The sequence below is a fragment of the Sphingobium herbicidovorans genome (genome assembly GCF_002080435.1).
Lineage (GTDB): Bacteria > Pseudomonadota > Alphaproteobacteria > Sphingomonadales > Sphingomonadaceae > Sphingobium > Sphingobium herbicidovorans.
In genome coordinates this window covers 803,344-821,404 of record NZ_CP020538.1, presented here as the reverse complement: position 1 = coordinate 821,404, position 18,061 = coordinate 803,344, and the positions used below count along the sequence as shown (strand labels likewise).

Annotated in this window: 15 protein-coding genes; 12 read left to right on the top strand and 3 right to left on the bottom strand. The window is 63.4% G+C overall.

The window, feature by feature from the left end; all coding sequences use genetic code 11:
• Nucleotides 1-45 precede the first annotated feature (45 nt).
• Nucleotides 46-429: a Rap1a/Tai family immunity protein gene (locus tag B6S01_RS03955; protein WP_094182631.1), complete on the top strand. Its 384-nt coding sequence runs from the start codon at nt 46-48 to the stop codon at nt 427-429.
• A gap of 25 nt (nt 430-454) precedes the next feature.
• On the opposite strand, the gene B6S01_RS03950 is transcribed toward B6S01_RS03955, so the two are convergent.
• On the bottom strand, nt 455-2,674 hold the full coding sequence (locus B6S01_RS03950; RefSeq protein WP_407695194.1) for an amylo-alpha-1,6-glucosidase: 2,220 nt from the start codon (nt 2,672-2,674) through the stop codon (nt 455-457).
• A gap of 10 nt (nt 2,675-2,684) precedes the next feature.
• The gene (locus B6S01_RS03945) at nt 2,685-3,785 is read right to left on the bottom strand and encodes a glycosyltransferase family 4 protein (RefSeq protein WP_037461767.1); all 1,101 of its coding nucleotides are present in this window, start codon (nt 3,783-3,785) and stop codon (nt 2,685-2,687) included.
• A gap of 268 nt (nt 3,786-4,053) precedes the next feature.
• Between B6S01_RS03945 and B6S01_RS03940 the strand changes: the two genes are divergently transcribed.
• From B6S01_RS03940 to epsC, 8 genes are all read left to right on the top strand, one after another.
• Nucleotides 4,054-4,614, top strand: a complete 561-nt coding sequence (locus tag B6S01_RS03940; RefSeq protein ID WP_051907943.1) for a 3'-5' exonuclease — start codon at nt 4,054-4,056, stop codon at nt 4,612-4,614.
• Nucleotides 4,615-4,765: 151 nt separating this feature from the next.
• On the top strand, nt 4,766-5,476 hold the full coding sequence (locus tag B6S01_RS03935) for a response regulator transcription factor (RefSeq protein ID WP_037461770.1): 711 nt from the start codon (nt 4,766-4,768) through the stop codon (nt 5,474-5,476).
• A gap of 129 nt (nt 5,477-5,605) precedes the next feature.
• Nucleotides 5,606-6,304 (top strand): carbonic anhydrase, encoded by a 699-nt coding sequence (locus B6S01_RS03930; protein WP_037461773.1) that lies wholly within the window; start codon nt 5,606-5,608, stop codon nt 6,302-6,304.
• Nucleotides 6,305-6,307: 3 nt separating this feature from the next.
• Nucleotides 6,308-7,804: a SulP family inorganic anion transporter gene (locus B6S01_RS03925; RefSeq protein ID WP_037461776.1), complete on the top strand. Its 1,497-nt coding sequence runs from the start codon at nt 6,308-6,310 to the stop codon at nt 7,802-7,804.
• Nucleotides 7,805-8,098: 294 nt separating this feature from the next.
• Entirely contained in the window at nt 8,099-8,935 is an 837-nt protein-coding gene (locus B6S01_RS03920) for a TorF family putative porin (protein WP_037461778.1), read from the top strand.
• 193 nt (nt 8,936-9,128) lie between these two features.
• Nucleotides 9,129-9,839, top strand: a complete 711-nt coding sequence (locus B6S01_RS03915; protein ID WP_037461781.1) for a response regulator — start codon at nt 9,129-9,131, stop codon at nt 9,837-9,839.
• The gene (locus B6S01_RS03910; RefSeq protein ID WP_037461784.1) at nt 9,836-11,188 is read left to right on the top strand and encodes an ATP-binding protein; all 1,353 of its coding nucleotides are present in this window, start codon (nt 9,836-9,838) and stop codon (nt 11,186-11,188) included. Before B6S01_RS03915 ends, B6S01_RS03910 begins: the two co-directional genes overlap by 4 nt.
• Nucleotides 11,189-11,279: 91 nt before the next feature.
• The gene (gene epsC / locus B6S01_RS03905; RefSeq protein WP_037461787.1) at nt 11,280-12,275 is read left to right on the top strand and encodes a serine O-acetyltransferase EpsC; all 996 of its coding nucleotides are present in this window, start codon (nt 11,280-11,282) and stop codon (nt 12,273-12,275) included.
• Between the two features lie 132 nt (nt 12,276-12,407).
• Here the strand turns inward: epsC and B6S01_RS03900 are convergent, their stop codons facing one another.
• Entirely contained in the window at nt 12,408-14,057 is a 1,650-nt protein-coding gene (locus tag B6S01_RS03900) for an alkaline phosphatase family protein (RefSeq protein WP_037461789.1), read from the bottom strand.
• Nucleotides 14,058-14,136: 79 nt separating this feature from the next.
• On the opposite strand from B6S01_RS03900, the gene B6S01_RS03895 reads away from it, so the two are divergent.
• From B6S01_RS03895 to B6S01_RS03885, 3 genes are all read left to right on the top strand, one after another.
• Nucleotides 14,137-16,158, top strand: coding sequence for a protein-disulfide reductase DsbD family protein (locus B6S01_RS03895; RefSeq protein WP_037461790.1), 2,022 nt, complete (start codon nt 14,137-14,139; stop codon nt 16,156-16,158).
• Nucleotides 16,158-16,895: a TlyA family RNA methyltransferase gene (locus B6S01_RS03890; RefSeq protein WP_037461793.1), complete on the top strand. Its 738-nt coding sequence runs from the start codon at nt 16,158-16,160 to the stop codon at nt 16,893-16,895. Before B6S01_RS03895 ends, B6S01_RS03890 begins: the two co-directional genes overlap by 1 nt.
• An 89-nt stretch (nt 16,896-16,984) precedes the next feature.
• On the top strand, nt 16,985-18,049 hold the full coding sequence (locus B6S01_RS03885) for an efflux RND transporter periplasmic adaptor subunit (RefSeq protein ID WP_037461796.1): 1,065 nt from the start codon (nt 16,985-16,987) through the stop codon (nt 18,047-18,049).
• Nucleotides 18,050-18,061 lie beyond the last annotated feature (12 nt).

Here is an 18,061-nt window from a genome sequence, read left to right as displayed (position 1 = left end):
AGATTGTGGCTGCGCGAACCGCATATGCTCCGGGAGAGAATGGATATGATGTTTCGCACGGCGCTCCCTCTGGCGACCGTTGCGGCGCTTGGTCTTGCTGCCGCTCCTGCCTCAGCCGGCTTTTATTCTGGCGAGCAGCTGCTGGAAATCTGCACGGCCAAGCGTTCGACGCCGGATTATCTGGAAAAAACCTATGAATGCGTGGCGTACATCACTGGCGCGGTCGATGCCTTTAACACCACGCGTGAGGTCAATAAGCTCAAAAGCTGCATCCCCGGCAAAGTGACGGTAGGTCAGTTGAGAGAGGTCACCGTCGATTACCTGCTCGCCAATGCGAAGGAGCGGGACGGGTCCGCCTCAACGCTGGTATTTGCAGCGACGCGCAAGGCATGGCCTTGTCCAAAGGGCAAGGCGAAGTCCAGACGCTGACGCGGGCCGTATCGATTATGCGCCGCTAACTAATTGTCACCACTCTTGCTGAGCCGGTCCGGTCGAGCGGTTTTACCACCACCTTGTCGTCCATGCGGTCGAACGCGATGTCGACGGACGCATCGCCCACGCGCAGGCCATAAAGCCTCAATTCCTGAAGGAAGCGGGGCAGGGCGGGTTGCTGCAACGATATTTCCGAAGTCGCCACATCGAAACCCAGGCCCAAGCTGGACTGGATCAATGACAGCGGCGCAGCGGCCGACCATGCCTGCGGCGTGCAGGCGACGGGATAGAAAGTCGGCCCCTGCGCGCGACGGCGAGGAAATCCGCAGAATAGTTCCGGCAATCGCATCAGATCGACATAGGTGGCCGCAGCAAACAGCCCCTCGAATATCTTTGCCGCCTCCTGCCGGTAGCCATAGCGCGAGAAGCCCGCCGCGATCAGGGCATTGTCATGCGGCCAGATCGAACCATTATGGTAGCTCATGGGATTATAGCGTGCTTCGGTGGACGCAATCGTCCGCACGCCCCACCCTGAAAAGGACGCCGGAGCCATGAGCGTGCGAACGATGGATTCCGCACGCTTATCGAAGGCCAGTCCGGTGAACAGCACATGCCCCGCATTGGACGACCGGACGCGGCAGGGGTTCTTCTCGCCATCCAGCGCAAGGACATAGGTGCCAAGCTGCGCGTCGAAGAAAGCTGCGTCGAAAAGGTCGCGAAAATGGTCTGCGCGCGCGCCAAATTGCTGGCTGCGTGTGCTGTCGCCCAATGCGGAGAATATATCTTCGGCTGCTTTCCAGGCGCCATAGACATAGGCCTGCACCTCCGCGAGCGCGATCGGCCCGCGCGCGATCGACCCGTCGGCGTGGAAAACGGAATCATGGCTGTCCTTCCAGCCCTGGTTCTGGAGGCCCTGGTCGGTCAGCCGCCCATATTCGACGAAGCCATCCCCATCGCGGTCGCCATGCTCGTCGATCCACTGCAACGCCGCCTCTACATGCGGCAACAGCGTGGCGATGAAGTCGCAATCGCCCGTGCGTTTCAGATAAGCGCCAGCCAGCATGACGAACAAAGGCGTTGAATCGATGCTGCCATAATAATGGCGGAACGGCACTTCGCCCAGTTCCGCCATTTCGCCATGGCGCACTTCGTGCAGGATCTTGCCGGGTTCAGCATCGGCAGCGGCATCGAATACCGTCGCCTGATGCTTGGCGAGATACCCCAGCACGCCCCTGCTGATTTCGGGGTCCATCCACAGCGTTTCCAGCGCGGTGATAATGCCGTCGCGTCCGAAAACCGTGCTGAACCAGGGAATGCCTGCATAGGGATAGGGGCCATGTTCGGTATCGGTCGACAGCATGCTGATGTCGGCGACCGACCGGCGCGTCACCTCATCGAACAGGGCGTTGGATGACCTGACGGTGGCTCCACGCGCGCGCGCCTGCTTCAACGACTGCATGGATTCGCGCAGCGCTTTCAGGAACTGGCGCGAAAAAGGGGTGGGCAGCAATTCCTGGCGCTCGCACGCAATGCGCATGTACAGTGTGCGCCGTTCGCCCGGCGGCACGATCACTTCGAAAGCCGCATGACTGTCGGTAAGACGCTGGGGTTGGGGATCGAAGCACAGATGGGTTTCACGCCTGCGCGCATCGCGCCCTTCATAGGTCAGCAGCACATCAGCGTCGCCGACGACAGGCGGCTTCATCTCGCCCTTGCGCAGCCGGGTCATGCCGCGAATTTCGAACAGATCGGCGAAATCGGCCGCAAAGGCGATGTTTACCGACACCGTCCGGGGTTCGGTGTCGAAGTTCCGCACGGTGATCCGCTCATGCACCGCGCTCTTCCAAAGAAAGCGCGTGCGGCGCAGGTGGATAAGGTCGTGCTCCACCGCCACCCGGCCGTCATCGCCGGCGAAATCGGGGTTGGTAAGGTCGCATGTCAGTATCGCATTATCGTCGCGCAGGGCTGAACTCAGCAGGATCGGCCGCGATCCGTTGATCGTCAGATACAGATGCGACAGATGCCGCGTATCCCGATGATACAGTCCCTCCGGACTGCCCGGTCCCGCGATCGCATCGCCACTATGGTCGAAGACGGCGAAACTGTCCCCATGCTTCAACGTCCGCGGGCGCCGCTCATGGAGCGACGCCGTTGCGGGGATGAAGAATTGGGTTTGTTGCTGGGACAGGGACTTTGCCGGTTCGGTGGCCAGGGCCTCTGGCTGCAACTGGCTCGCCATTATGCGACTCTCCTTATCCGATGGCTTGAAGGTGAAGCTCTGTTTCCTCGCCGCGCTCTCGTCGAAGCCGCGCGGCATCGGTACGAGCGCCGGGCAGGGAACGATAAAGCGCCACATAATCCGCCGCCATCCGTTCTGCCGTGAAGCGTGCGTCAAAGGCGGCACGCACCCCGCGGCGGTCCAGTTCGCCAAGCCGCGTCACGGCTTCGACGGCCTGGTCCTCATTGTCCACGATGAAACCGGACACGCCATGATCGATAACCTCGGACACTGATCCGCATCGGAATGCGATGACGGGCGTGGCGCAGGCCATGGCCTCTATCATCACGAGGCCAAAAGGTTCGGGCCAGTCGATGGGGAACAGCAGCGCGCTCGCGCCGCCCAGGAATCCTGCCTTCTGCGCTTCGTTGATCTCGCCGATAAACTGGACGTTGGGATATTGTTCGACGAGGGGGGCAATCTCCTTTTCCCAATAGTCCCGATCCACATTGTCGATCTTGGCCGCGATCTTGAGCAGTTTGCCTGATCGGGCGGCGATGCGGATGGCGCGGTCGGGCCGCTTTTCCGGCGATATTCGGCCAAGGAAAGCCAGATAGCCTTCATCGCCCCCGATCCTGGCGGGCAGTATGTTGGACGGCAGTCCGTGATAGACCGTGCCCGCCCAGTTGACGGGGGGCATGGGCAGCCGCTGGTGATCGGATATCGACACCAGGCTGTGATGGGGGAAGGTGCGGTAGAATGCGGGCAGGTCGGGCAGGTCCAACCGGCCATGCAGAGTGGTGATGCAACGGCCGATCATGTCCTGAACCAATGGCATGTGCACCAGATCTATGTGGAAATGCAGTGCATCGAACTCGTCGGCCCGTTGCCGCACCGCTTCCAGCAACATGACATGATAGGGGATCGCATCGCGCACATGCGGATTGAGCCGCAAAGCCATTTCGGTCACCGGCACCAGTTCCGCGCGGGTGACGGAATCTCCGCTCGCGAACAGGGTGACGTCATGACCCTGATCTACGAGCGCCTCTGTCAAATAGGACACGATGCGTTCGGTGCCGCCATAGAGCTTGGGCGGCACACTTTCGGCAAGAGGCGCAATTTGAGCGATTTTCATGCGGCGATCCTCATGGTTGATCAAACGCTTTCTTTTTCGAACTACGCGAGTGACGCAGCTTAAAGCCGCCAAAGACGATCGGGTTGCATGCGTTGGCCGCAGGGCGGACGATTTCGTCGCAAGCGCTTCGGCCCGTCCCGCCTGGGGAGCCGCTCGCATCATTGTCGCGGCGGCTGACATGCAGGTGACATAGTCGATGGGCATGGCGCGCGCTGAACTGGCGGGCCGTTTCGTAAGGGGGTATGGCCTGACGAAGCAGGAGAATAGCGTGACCATCCTGGCGATCGATTTCGAAGCGTCCTGTCTGCCCCGGCATGGGCGATCTTTCCCTATCGAGGTGGGCGTCGCGGTGGACGGCTGGAGCCAAAGCTGGCTTATCCGCCCGCATGAAAGCTGGCGCGGATGGGACTGGACTGCCCAGGCGCAGGCGCTGCATGGCCTCACCCTTGAAAGACTGTATCGTGAGGGCCTGCCTGCAAAAGCCGTGTTTGACCGGCTGGTTGCGGCGGTGGATGGACGCCGGGTGGTTGCCGACAGCCATATCGATCAATATTGGCTGGAAACATTGTCGCGTGCCGCTGGCGAATCGGCGCCCTTCGCTATCGATCATGTGTCCTGTCTGCTCGACGAATATGGCGCGCGGGATGATCGCATTGTGGCGGCAGTTGCCCATGCCGACGCCCGACACCCCTCGCGGCACCGCGCCGCGTCCGACGCAGCCTGGCTTTCCACGCTGCTCGGCCATGTCGTTCCCGGATCGGCGGCGCCGATGCCGCCGATAATGGCGATGCCGCGCGCCGCCTCGATAGGCTACGGCAATAATTTGTAACATCCGGCATATTTCAGAGACATTTGCCGTGCCTACAGCCTTCGCAATTGCTACGGCTCGCGAAGGAGACGGCTTCAATGTTCCTCATCATTGCCTCGGTCGCGACCGTAACGGCCCCTGACGGCATCCACGGTATTTCCGTGAAGGGCGGATGAGTCGACCCTTGATCCTGATTGCCGAGGAACAGCCGGATTTGCGCCATCAGCTGCGCGAATATCTGGAGCAGAGCGGGTTTCGCGCCGTGGCCGCTGGATCGGCTTCGGAAATATGGAACGCGATCACGACGATGCCGGTCGGCGCCTTGGTGCTCGACACCGCGCTGCGCGGCCCGGACGGCATGGACCTGTGCCGCGATGTGCGCGAGCGGAGCGATGTCCCCATCATCCTCATCAGCGCCAACAGCAGCGAGGTTGATCGAATCGTGGGTCTGGAGCTGGGCGCGGACGACTATATGACCAAGCCGCTTTCCAGTCGCGAGCTGGCCGCCCGGCTGCGGGCGGTGTTAAGGCGCAGCAGAAACGAACGTGCAATAGGCCTGCGTTCGCGCAGCGAAGCGCGCTTCGACGGCTGGCGCGTTGATTTCGCCCGTTGCGAGGTGATCGATCAGCATGGCGAGCCGGTCGCGCTGACCGCTGCGGAATTTTCCCTGCTGGCAATATTGCTGGAGCATTCCCAGACAGTCATCGCGCGTGCGCGTCTCATGGAATTGGCGGGCGTACGCGACGCGCCATCGTCGGTTCGCAGTATCGACGTGCTTGTCAGCAGGCTTCGCCGAAAGTTGAGCCGGGGCGGGCGGCCAGCGCCTATCGTCACGGTTCGGGGCGCCGGTTACATGCTGAGCGCGGCCGTCGAACGCCACTGATGCAAATAAAGCCGGCCAGACACATTATTTAACAAATCCGCTGCGACGCAGCAAAAGCCCGTTCCTATCCTTCATGGTCAAGCTGGTCCGCCCCCCTGACCAGCAACAAACCAGAAGGAGCGAGAAGCCATGAACGAGCTTATTGGTCGCGTGTTCAGCTTCGAGACAAAAGTCTTCCCGAACGAGAGCGCGCTCTACAATCAGCTGGCCAGCGATGGCCAAAGCCCCAAGGCGTTGATGATTTCCTGCGCCGATTCCCGCATCGTGCCCGAACATATCATGCAGGCGCAGCCGGGCGATCTGTTCGTTTGCCGCAACGCGGGCAACATCGTGCCTCCCCATGCCACCCAGAATGGCGGCGTCACTTCGACCGTTGAATATGCGGTCATGGTGCTGGGCGTACGCGACATCATCGTATGCGGCCACAGCGACTGTGGCGCGATGAAGGCGCTGTCCACCAATGCCGACCTGACAGCCATGCCAAATGTTGCTGCATGGTTGCGGCACAGCCACGCGGCGCAGAAGGTGTGTCGCGAAAGCTATCCCGATGACCTCAGCGACGCTGAAAAGCTCCGCAACATGGCGCTGGAAAATGTCGTCACGCAGCTGGCGCACCTGCGCACGCATCCGTCGGTTGCGTCGGGCATCGCCCGCGGCGAAATTGCGCTGCATGGCTGGTATGTGGACATTCATGCTGGCCAGGTGCTGGGCCTCGACGGCGAAACCGGCCGCTTCCTGCCGCTCAGGGAAGGTCAGCCCATGCCGATCGCGCTGCCCCATGGCCGCCGCCTCGCTGCTGAAGCCATTTACGCGCAGGCGGCGGAGTAACCTATGTTGAAAGCTCTTTCCGGCGGCACGTTCAGCCGCGACCTCACCGCCTCCATCGTCGTGTTCCTGGTGGCGATGCCTCTTTGCATGGGCATTGCCGTCGCGTCCGGCGTGCCACCGGAAAAGGGACTGATTACCGGCATCATCGGCGGCATCGTCGTCGGCATGCTGGCCGGTTCGCCGCTGCAGGTCAGCGGCCCGGCCGCGGGCCTTGCCGTCATCGTCTTTGAAATCGTGCGGGAACAGGGGCTCTCCGCCCTTGGCCCGATCCTGATCCTGGCGGGCGCGATTCAGGTCGTCGCGGGCCTGATGAGGGTCGGCGGCTGGTTCCGCGCCATTTCGCCTGCGGTCGTCCATGGCATGCTCGCCGGCATCGGCGTGCTGATCGTGGTTGGCCAGTTCCATGTGTTGTTCGATGACAAGCCGCTATCCAGCGGCCTTGCCAACCTGATGGCGATGCCCGGCCAGATTTTCGGCCTCAGCAACCAGGACGCCGCGACCGCCTTCGCCATTGGTCTTGTCACCATCGGCGGCATGCTGGGCTGGGAAAAATTTCGGCCCGCGGCGTTGAAGCTCCTGCCGGGCGCCCTTGTCGGCGTGGTGCTGGCGACGCTCGTGGCCTTTGTCCTCGGCTTGCCGGTGGCCCGTGTCGTGGTGCCGGAATCCATCGTCGCGGCCGTGTCATTGCCCGAACAGGGGCTGATCCAGCAGTTGATGAACCCGACCATTCTGACCACCGCAATCGCCATCGCTTTCATCGCCAGCGCTGAAACGCTGCTGTCGGCGGCGGCGGTCGATCGGATGCATGACGGCGTGCGCACCAACTATAATCGCGAATTGAGCGCGCAGGGCGTGGGCAACCTGCTTTGCGGCTTTGCGGGCGCGTTGCCGATGACCGGCGTGATCGTCCGCAGTTCCGCCAACGTCCAGGCGGGCGCAAAGACGCGTCTGTCGGCGATCCTGCACGGCATCTGGATATTGGGCTTTGTCGCCCTGCTTCCCTGGTTGCTGCGCGAAATCCCGATGGCCGCTCTGGCGGGCATATTGGTCGTGACCGGCGTACGGCTGGTCAGCGTGGATCATGTGAAGCACCTGCTGCATCGCTACGGCCCGCTTCCGGCGGTGGTGTGGGCGGCGACTCTGATCATGGTCGTGACCACTGATCTGCTGACCGGTGTGCTGGTGGGCATCGGCCTGTCATTGCTTGAACTTCTTCCTCATGCGCGCCGCCTGGGTCTGCGCCTGGACGAAGATCATCGCGACGATGCGCATGAAGTCGCGTTGCATGGCACCGCCACCTTCCTGACCCTGCCCAAATTATCGGCCAGGCTGGAATCGGTTCCCGCTGAACGCTCGGTCATCCTGAATGTCGAGCGCCTGCTCCATATCGACCATACATGCGCCGAGATGGTGCGGGAGTGGATCGACCGCAGGCGCAATACGGGCGCAACCGTCGAACTGTCGGGCGCAACCGGACGACTTCGCAACCTCGCCGCCTGACCCCACCCCCTCCAGGCGACGTGAGCCGCCGCGCCAGTCCCGATGGCGCGGCGGCTCTATTTTTGCCTAGTGCTAGTGAGAAACATAATAGCAATATATAGCATTCATATAGAAACTTAGTGTGGCTTTCATGGCACGGTTGGATTTTACCTTCGCACTTGCGGTAAAAACCGTATCGCTTTGCGCCGCAGCATAATAATGTGTGCTCAATCCGCCGGTAATCGACGACAGACAGATCGTTGAGCCAGTGTGGACGCAGGACGGAACATTCTTACCAAAAAAGGGGAATGTTTCATGAAATATCAAATCGCCTGTGCTGCCCTCGCCCTGATGTCGAGCGCGCCGGCATTTGCCCAGGAAGAAGCCGAAGGTCCCGTCACCGTGTCGGGTAGCGTCGCGCTGGTTTCTGACTATCGCTTCCGCGGCGTTTCGCAGACCGACAAGGGCATGGCCATTCAGGGCGGCATCACCGCCACGCATGAAAGCGGCCTCTATGCAGGCGCCTGGGGTTCGAACCTGGGCGGCTGGGGTCGTTTCGGCGGCGCCAACATGGAACTCGACCTGTTCGCCGGTTATGCCGTTCCGCTGGGCGGCGCGACGCTGGACGTCGGCCTGACCTGGTACATGTACCCGTCGGGTGCGGACACGACCGACTTCGCCGAACCTTATGTGAAGCTGTCGAGCCAGCTGGGTCCGGTCAAGGGTCTGCTGGGCGTTGCCTATGCTCCCAAGCAGGAAGCGCTGGGCAACGTATGCAGCGACGCGGCCTGCACGATCTTCAATCCGGGTGACAAGGAAGACAATCTGTACATCTGGGGCGACATCAGCGGTTCGGTGCCCAACACCCCCGTCACGCTGAAGGCGCACCTCGGCTGGTCGAACGGCAACCCCGGTCTTGGCCCGAACGGCACCTCGATCGCGCCGACCGGCAAGTATCTCGACTGGCTGGTGGGCGCGGACGTCGCCATCCCCGGCACGCCGCTGACCGCGGGTATCGCCTATGTCGATACCGACATCGCTCGCGTCGAGGAAAACTACATCCGTCCGAACTTCATGGTCAACGACGGTAAGGGCTTCGGCCAGTCGATTGCTCGCGGCCAGGTCGTATTCTCGCTGACCGCAGCGTTCTGATCCGGTAATGCCGGGCCCGGTTCGCCGGGCCCGGCATCACACTCTTGCTGCAATCCCGAAAATTGTCCGCAGGATGACAAAGCGTTGCTGATCCCGTCTCAATGCGTTTCTGTGGTAACGTCTGGTTGACCCTTCATCCAGTGACCCTTATCCCGCGACACATGAGCCCATTTCGCCGCGTGAACTTCCTGGGATGACCGCACCCACGATCATTCTGGTAGAAGATGACCCGCCACTGCGCACTTTGACGGCGCGGGCGCTTCAGGAACATGGCTATCAGGTCCGGCCCGCATCGTCCGGTCCCGAAATGTGGGTCGCGTTCGACGCTGGCCCGGTTGACCTCGTTGTGCTCGATGTCATGCTTCCTGGCACCAACGGCATCGATCTTTGCCGCCAGATCCGTCGCAAGAGCGACGTTCCCATCATCTTCATCAGTGCCAAGGGCAGCGAGACCGATCGCATCGTCGGTCTGGAACTGGGCGCGGACGATTATCTTCCAAAGCCTTTTGGCACGCGCGAGCTGATCGCCCGGATCCGCGCGATCCTGCGCCGCGTCGGCGTTGAGCGCGGGCCTGACGAGCATCGGGAAAATGAAGCGCGGTTCGACGGCTGGGTCGTCAACTTTCCGCGCCGCGAACTGCGCTCTCCCACCGGCGCCATCGTGGATCTCACGGGTGCGGAATTCGACCTGCTTGGCTCTTTCCTCAGCCACCCGCAGCGCGTCATCGCCCGCGAGCGTCTGATCGAACTGTCGCGCACGCGCATGGGTGACAGCTCTGATCGCAGTATCGATGTGCTGGTCAGCCGCCTGCGCCGCAAGCTGTCCCTTGAGGGCAGGACCGCGCCGATTACGACCGTGCGGGGCGTCGGCTATATGTTCAATGCAGAGGTCAGCCGCGCTTGAGGCTTCATGTCAGCCGGTCGGTTGGCCTGGTGGGCCGGCTCCTGGCGATCCTGCTGTTGACGCTCACTCTGGAATTCGCGGTCGGCACCCTGATCTACGAGCGTGCGGGCCATCTTTCGCTACAGGATGACGAGGCGCGGCGGCTGGCCGAGCATCTCGTCATCGCCAGGAAGCTGTTGGCGGAGCAACCGCCGGCAGAGCGGCATGCGATGTCGATCCAGCTTACCACCGACCGCTATGACGTTCATTGGACGCCGTCCTCGCCGCCGCCGCCGCCATTGGCCCCTGAACTGCAGCGGATGCGGCGTCAGATCGTCACCTGGGAACCCAGCCTGGAGCAATCGAACCTGTGGTTGCGACTGGCTTCCCCCGGCCGCGTGTCGCAAATCAATGGCGGATTGCAATTGCCGGACAAAAGCTGGCTCTATTTCGGCATGCGCCATACCGAAGGGCAATGGACCTTCACCATCGGGCGGATGGGCCTGGCTCTTTTCCCGCTCGTCGCGCTGATGGTGGCCGGGGCCATGCTGATCCGCCGGACGCTGGCCCCGCTCCGCGATCTTAAAAAGGCGACCGAGCATATCGGCCTTAGCGATGAGGTGATCGTCGAGGAAGGCGGCACCAGCGATGTGCGCGACCTTATCCGCGCGTTCAACGCGATGCAGAAACGCATCCACCGGCTGATAACCGAACGCACCGAAACGCTGGCGGCCGTGGGGCATGACCTGCGCACCCCGCTTTCCCGTTTGCAGCTTCGTCTGGAAGGGCTGGCCGATGTGGAAGCCAGGGACGCGATGAGCGGCGACCTGGCCGAGATGGAGGCGATGATCGACTCCCTGCTGGCTTTTCTGGGCGGTGAGAAAAATGGCGAACCTTCGGTGCGCACCGACATTGCGGTGACCGTGGCGACGGTCGTCGACGCCTTTCAGGATCAGGATGCGGATGTCACCTATGATGGCCCGGATCATCTGGAAATAAATGCCCATCCGATGCTGCTTCGTCGCGCAGTCATCAATCTTGTCGAAAACGCCCTGCATTACGGCCAGCGCGCCGAAGTCAGCGTCGAGCGGCGGAGTGGCGAGGTGCTTATCCGTGTCGATGACGACGGGCCGGGCATCCCCGAAGACAAGCTGGAAGAAGTGTTGAGGCCTTTCGCGCGACTGGATCAGGCGAGGCAACGGAACACGCGCGGGCTGGGCCTGGGTCTGGCCATCGTCGCCAAGGCGGTGGATCAGGAGGACGGGACTTTGACGCTCGCCAACCGGCCAGAGGGCGGATTGCGCGTCGAAATCCGATTGCCACAGCCCGCCGCGCCCGAAAAAAAGCGCGGAGCCGTTTCCCTGCGCTGACAAAAGAGAAACTGTCAGGGTCCAAGCAAAAGTCGTTTATAGCTCTTGCCAAGCTGGTCTATGCCCGGCTCCCGTTGAAGAAGAGGCATGTATGACGGACGGCGAAGGCGAAGATCAGGTTCTGGACGGCTATTGGGACATCGGCCGGCTGGTGAGCGATCTGGGCGCGGTTCGCAGCCGTTGGCGGCAGGCGCAGCAGCATCACGCCGAATATGGTGCGGAAGGATTCCCTTCACGCGCCAGCCTCATGAAAATTACGCATGCGCTGTGCGGCGCTCTGTTTCCACTGCGCCTCGGCCCCAATACCATTCGCGTCCATAATGAAGATGCGTTCGTGGCCGAAACCCTTCAGACCGCGCTCAGCCGGCTTTACCGGCAGATCCGCCTTGAACTGCTTTACGCCATGCATGACCGCGCACCGGCTGAAATCGATGCGGAGGCGGCGCGCATCATCGGCGCTTTCGCCGAAAGCCTGCCCAGTGTGCGCGAACTGCTCGACAGCGATGTGGAGGCCGCATTCCTGGGCGATCCAGCCGCCCGCAGCATGGACGAGGTGCTGATCTGCTACCCCTCGATGCTGGCGATCATCCACCACCGGCTGGCACACCGGCTGTATGATCTTGGCGCGCCGCTGGTCGCGCGGATCACTTCCGAAATCGCCCATTCGCAGACCGGGATCGACATCCATCCCGGCGCGCGGATCGGTCACAGCTTCTTCATCGACCATGGCACGGGCGTCGTCATCGGCGAAACCGCGATCGTGGGGAACCGGGTGCGGCTGTATCAGGGCGTGACGCTGGGCGCGCGCAGCTTCCCCGCCGACGAGAAGGGGGCGCTTGAAAAGGCGCTGCCCCGCCACCCGATCATCGAGGATGACGTCGTCATCTACGCAGGCGCCACCATATTGGGGCGCATCATCATCGGCAGCCGGTCAGTGATCGGCGGCAATGTCTGGTTGACCGACAGCGTGCCTGCCGACAGCAATGTGCGCCAGGCAAAGGCGCAATATGAAGTGACCAGCCGGGTGGAAGTCTCCGCGCCGCACAGGGTTCACGGCCTGCGCGACGGCTTTGCGGAGAATATTTGAGAGCGGTTGCGCTACTGTGTGACATCGCAACCTCCCACATCCGTTCGGGCTGAGCTTGTCGAAGCCCACTCTTAGCGCCCTTCGACAAGCTCAGGGCGAACGGATGTTGAGGCTTAGGCGGCACCCGTTAGCCTAATTCCCTCTGCAACTGTCGCCTTCCCCGGCAATCAGGTCCAGGCATCGCCCGTCAATCTCGTCGCGGGGCACCGGCAGGTCAATGAGCGCGGCCAGGGTCGGCATGATGTCCGCCGTTTCCACCCCCAGCGGCTGTTCGAAATGCCGCATCCCCTTGCGCCAGAACAGGATCGGCACCCGGCGATCCCCGTCCCACGGCGATCCATGGGTCGCAACGAAACCATGGGCGGGATCGGCGATTGGCGTGACATGGGATTTCAGCAGCAGGAGCAGGTCGCCGGACCGTTCAGCGTCGAAGCTGGCGCGGGCTTTTTCCAGCAGGGACCAGTTTTCGGGCGGACCGGAAGGGGAAGGCGCGGCCGCAATCTGGGCTTTGGTAAACACGGCTTCCACCTGGGGATGCGCCCGCAGCAGCGCCAGCGTGGCCGTTTCGACCCTGGCGCGCTGGGCGCGGGTCAGGTCGAGGCTGAAATACAGATCGCCCGATGGGCCATCGCCCCGGACCAGGTCCTTGCTGCCGATGCCGGTCTTTGCAGCGACCGCTTCGGACAAGGCGCGCGGCGTCAGCGCCCGGTCCACCCGCTGTTGCATCGGCATTGCGTTCTGGCGATGCCGTTCAGGCAGGTCGTGGCCGCCATGATCGGCGGTCAGCATGACGACATAGTCGATTTCCTGCCGGTCCAGTTGATCGAAAAAGGCGCCCAGTTCGCGGTCGATCCGATCGATCTGGATGCAGCTTTCCGTGCCTTCATTGCCATAGGCGTGGCCGATCAGATCCATCGCGGACAGCCCGATGGAAAGAATGTCCGTCTGCGGCTGCTTGCCCAATCCCATGCTTTCGATTGTGGCTGCGGCAAAGGCCAGCGTCAGCGCGTCCTGCTCCGGCGATGTGCGGAAGGCGTGGAAATTGCCGGCTGGCCGCGCGAAGCGGCCGGTGCCAACTGTCTTCCCCGGCCCGGTACTGACGGCAATATCCTTGGCCGCGCACTGTGGCGGCAGGTCAAATCCGGGATTGGGCGCGGCCAGCCGCTGCGCGAAAATCTGGTTCACCCGCTCCACCAGCGGGGGCGCTGGAATGTCTTGATAGCTGGCGTAACCCTTGGGAGTGAGCCACCAGACCTGGTCCGCATTGGCCCCGGCCATCATGATCGCCGCGCGGTCCTTGCCCGCGACGGCCACCACGCGCGCCGCCGGATTGGCCGCCTTCATCCGCTGCCCCAGCGTCGGCACGCGCAGATGCACGGGAGAGGCGACATAGCCGGATGCGCCGCCGCCCGGCTGGCTTTCATCCTCGGCGCAGTAGATCGTCTTGTTGGCGCGCGCCACGTTCAGATCCATCCAGCTATTGGCGATGATCCCGGTGCGTGATGGGCGGCTGCCGGTCAATATGGTGCTGTGGCCGGGGCATGTTTCGGTCGCGGCGTGGCTTTGATAGCCGCGCGGGAACACAGCGCCTTCGCTCAGGCGTTTCAGGCCGCCGCTGTAAAAGGGGCGATATTGGTTGAACAGGTCCGCGGAAAATTGATCGACCGAAATGGCGATGATCAGCCGGGGCTGCACGGCAGCCGGGACCGTGCTGGCCGCGGGTTGGGCGAGTGCGGGCAGCGGCGCTGCCAGCAGCAAGGCGGCGATCGCCTTCTTCAACATATATACTGCCCCTTCTGATGCCTTGACGGCGGGAGCGGGCAGACCTAGCCCGCTTTCATTCACCCGAACAAGAGGCCCGATGCGGAATTTCCATGTCCTTCTGATGACGCTTGCGCTCTTGTTCGCGCCCGCCGCCTACGCGCAAGGCGCGTTTGGAACCGGCGCGCCGCATATCGCCGCGCAACTGGTGTCGGAAAGCGCCGCGCCAGCGCCGGGCCGGACCACCAGCATCGCCTTTGCCATGACGCCGGAATCGGGCTGGCACGGCTATTGGCAAAATCCGGGCGACGCAGGGCTGGGCATGACCGTCAAATGGGTTCTGCCCAAGGGCGTCAGCATAGGACAGCTGCGCTATCCCGTGCCCGAAACGCTGCTGATTTCCGGCCTGATGAACCATGTCTATGAAGGCCCCTATGCCATCCTGGCGCCCCTGACCGTCGCGCCGGACGTGGCCGTCGGAACGCGACTGCCCATAAGCGGCCATGCGGAGTGGCTCGCCTGCACCGACAAGATCTGCGTGCCGGAAAGCGCGGAAATCTCACTCGATCTCGTGGCGGGCGATGGCGCGGTGACGGCTGGCGCGCTGGCGCGCTTCGATGGCTGGCGCGCGCATCTGCCAAGGCCTCTCGGCAGCCGGGCCAGCTATGCGGTCATCGACGGCAAGCTGCGGCTGTCGGTTCCCTTTCCGGCGGATGCTGCGGCGGACGACGTCCATCTTTTCCCTCTTGAAGAGGGTCTGGCCCGCTACGCCGCGCCCCAGACCGTCAGCCGCCATGGCGACCGTTTGCTCATCGAGACCGATGCGGCCCAGCCCATGAAGGGCGGCCCGGTGCAGGCGGTGTTGCGCACTGGCGATCATGTCGGCTTTCTGCTCACGGCCGCTCCCGGCGCAGTGGACGCTCCGGCACAGGGCCTGCTGTTGACGACATTGGTCGCACTGGGCGGCGCCATTCTTGGCGGGTTGCTGCTCAACATCATGCCTTGCGTCTTCCCGATACTGGGACTGAAGGCGCTCAAGCTCGCGCGGGCGGGCGGCGATGAACGCAGCGTGCGGCGGGAGGCGCTTGCCTATGTCGCGGGGGTCATCCTCACCTGCCTCGCGCTGGGCGCCTTGCTGCTTGGGGTCAGGACGGCGGGGGTCGCGGTCGGCTGGGCCTTCCAGTTGCAGGACCCGCGCGTCATCCTCTTGCTGCTGCTGCTGGTCACCGCTGTCGCCTTCAACCTCGCCGGGCTCTTTGAACTCAGCGCCTTTGGCGGCGGCGAAAAGCTGGCGGGCAAGGCGGGCGTTGCGGGCGCATTCTGGACAGGGGCGCTGGTCGCCTTTGTCGCGACGCCCTGCACCGGTCCCTTCATGGGCGCGGCGATGGGGGCCGCGCTGGTGCTGCCAGTCGCTGCGGCGCTGGCGCTGTTTGCAGGGCTGGGTTTCGGTCTTGCGCTCCCCTTCCTCCTGCTCGCTTATGTCCCCGCGCTGCGCGCCCGCTTGCCGCGTCCCGGCCCCTGGATGGGGACGTTTCAGAAGGTCCTTTCCGTGCCGATGTTCCTGACGGCGGTCGGTTTGCTTTGGCTGTTGGGCCAGCAGCGCGGCGTCCCGGCGATGACCATCGGCCTCGCCACGGCGCTGCTTCTCGCCTTGCTGCTCTGGTGGCTGGGGATCCGCCAGCATCGGGGCAAGCGCGGCGGGCGCATCGTCGGGCTGCTCTCGCTGCTGCTGCTGGGCGCGGGGATGGCCCTGCTGCCCGCTCGCGCCGCCAGCGTAGCGCAGGGGGAGGATGGATCAACGCCGTTCGACGAAGCCCGGCTCGCCAGCCTGCGCGCTGCGGGAAAGCCGGTCTTTCTCTATTTCACCGCCGACTGGTGCCTGACCTGCAAGGCGAATGAGGCGGCTGCGATCGACCGCGCCGAAACGCGCGAGGCCTTCGCCAAGGCGGGCGTGACGGTGATGGTAGGCGACTGGACCAATGCCGATCCCGCGATCACCCGTTTCCTTGAGGCGCAGGGCCGGTCGGGCGTCCCGCTTTATCTCTGGTATGCGCCGCAACAGCAGCCGCAGACATTGCCGCAGCTATTGACGGTTTCCACCCTAACGGCGCTGGTGCGCTGATGGCGAAGGTGCGGGCAGATCAGCTGCTTGTGGACCGAGGCCTCGCCGAAAGCCGTGCGCGGGCGCAGGCGCTGATCCTCGCCGGTCTCGTCTTTCTGGGCGACCGCAAGATTGACAAGGCGGGCCAGCAGGTCGCGTCGGACGCCGAACTGGATGTAAAGGGGCGCGACCATCCCTGGGTCTCGCGCGGCGGCATAAAGCTCGCCCACGCCATCGACCATTTCGCGCTGGACGTCACCGGCATGACCGCCATGGATGTCGGCAGCTCGACCGGCGGCTTCACCGATGTACTGCTGACGAAGGGGGCGGCGCGCGTCTATGCGGTGGACAGCGGCACCAACCAGCTTGCCTGGAAGCTGCGGTCCGACCCCCGCGTCATCGTCCATGAACAGACGAGCGCGCGCATCCTCACCGACGCCCACATTCCCGAAGCTATCGATATCATCGTGTGCGACGCCAGCTTCATCTCGCTGGCCAAGGTGCTGGAGCGGCCGATCAGCTTCGCCCGGCCGGGCGCGCATCTGGTCGCGCTCATCAAACCGCAGTTTGAGGCGGGCCGTGAAGAAGTGGGCAAGGGCGGCGTCGTGCGCGACCCGGCCATCCACGCCCGCGTGTGCGAAGAAGTCGGCGCATGGCTGACCGGGCAGGGTTGGACCGTCAACGGCATGACGACCAGTCCGATCACTGGCCCACAGGGCAATATAGAGTTTTTGATCCACGCCGCGCTTGGTGGATAATCCGGCTGCATTCGTTATTCCCGGTGCAGTTACATTTCGCGACAAATGCCCCAGTTGTATCGCTCGCAAAGGCCCGATAGCCCTTCCATATGCGCCCATTCCCGATCCTTGGTCTTTTTCTGCTGACATTCTCCGGTTGCGCCGCGGAAAAGGAGCAAAAAGCGCGCCCGCCCGCCTTGGTCGAAGCTGCGCCGATCCGGCTTGCGACCTTCACCGACGATCTGGAAGCGGTGGGCACCGCGCTCGCCAATGAACAGGTGATATTATCCGCCCCGGTGACTGAGCGGATCACATCGATCAACTTCACCGATGGCGGCTTCGTCAACCGTGGCCAGGTGATCGCCGAACTGGCGGTGGGACAGGAACGGGCCGAACTGGCCGCCGCCGAGGCGCAGGCATTGCAGGCGACCCAGCAGCTTGAACGGATAGAGGCGCTCAAGAAACGCGGCTTCGCCACCACCGCCAGCCTGGATCAGCAGGTCGCCGCAGCCGGTTCCGCCCGCGCAAATGCGCAACTTGCCCGCGCCTCGATCGGGGACAGGGTCATCCGCGCTCCATTTGCCGGCTGGGTCAGCCTGCGCACGGTGTCGCCGGGCGCGATCGTCTCGGCGGGGACGCCGATTGCCACCGTCAGCGACATTTCCCGGATAAAGCTGGACTTCACGGTGCCTGAAACGCGCCTGTCGATGATCCGCGAGGGGCAGCCGATCAGGGCGGTTTCATCCGCTTATCCCGACCGTCCCTTCACCGGCTCCATTTCCACCATCGACCCAGTGATCGACCCGGCGACCCGCGCCGTCAGGGTGCGCGCGATCCTGCCCAATCCCGATCGGGCGCTGAAGCCCGGCATGCTGCTGACCGTGCGCGTCATGTCTCGCCAGCGCCAGTCGCTCGCCGTGCCCGAACTGGCGCTGGTCGGGGATGGGGAGGATCGTTTCCTGTTCCTTGTCGAAAATGGCAAGGCGAAGCGGATCGAGGTCGACACCGGCATCCGGCAAAATGGCCTGGTTGAAATCCTGAACGGGGTAAAGCCCGGCGCGAGGGTGGTGACGGAAGGCGTCGTCAAGCTGACCGATGGCGTGCCTGTGCGACTGCCCGGCGACAGAAACGGACCGGCCGCGAAGACGGCGGACCGTTCCGCGACCGGCGCATAGGGAGCGCGCGCG

Excerpts from the sequence above, each read along its gene's own strand:
- B6S01_RS03955 (WP_094182631.1), top strand. The coding sequence starts at position 46 with ATGATGTTTCGCACGGCGCTCCCTCTGGCGACCGTTGCGGCGCTTGGT.
- B6S01_RS03945 (WP_037461767.1), bottom strand. The coding sequence starts at position 3,785 with ATGAAAATCGCTCAAATTGCGCCTCTTGCCGAAAGTGTGCCGCCCAAG.
- B6S01_RS03935 (WP_037461770.1), top strand. The coding sequence starts at position 4,766 with ATGAGTCGACCCTTGATCCTGATTGCCGAGGAACAGCCGGATTTGCGC.
- B6S01_RS03930 (WP_037461773.1), top strand. The coding sequence starts at position 5,606 with ATGAACGAGCTTATTGGTCGCGTGTTCAGCTTCGAGACAAAAGTCTTC.
- B6S01_RS03925 (WP_037461776.1), top strand. The coding sequence starts at position 6,308 with ATGTTGAAAGCTCTTTCCGGCGGCACGTTCAGCCGCGACCTCACCGCC.
- B6S01_RS03920 (WP_037461778.1), top strand. The coding sequence starts at position 8,099 with ATGAAATATCAAATCGCCTGTGCTGCCCTCGCCCTGATGTCGAGCGCG.
- B6S01_RS03915 (WP_037461781.1), top strand. The coding sequence starts at position 9,129 with ATGACCGCACCCACGATCATTCTGGTAGAAGATGACCCGCCACTGCGC.
- epsC (WP_037461787.1), top strand. The coding sequence starts at position 11,280 with ATGACGGACGGCGAAGGCGAAGATCAGGTTCTGGACGGCTATTGGGAC.
- B6S01_RS03900 (WP_037461789.1), bottom strand. The coding sequence starts at position 14,057 with ATGTTGAAGAAGGCGATCGCCGCCTTGCTGCTGGCAGCGCCGCTGCCC.
- B6S01_RS03895 (WP_037461790.1), top strand. The coding sequence starts at position 14,137 with ATGCGGAATTTCCATGTCCTTCTGATGACGCTTGCGCTCTTGTTCGCG.
- B6S01_RS03890 (WP_037461793.1), top strand. The coding sequence starts at position 16,158 with ATGGCGAAGGTGCGGGCAGATCAGCTGCTTGTGGACCGAGGCCTCGCC.
- B6S01_RS03885 (WP_037461796.1), top strand. The coding sequence starts at position 16,985 with ATGCGCCCATTCCCGATCCTTGGTCTTTTTCTGCTGACATTCTCCGGT.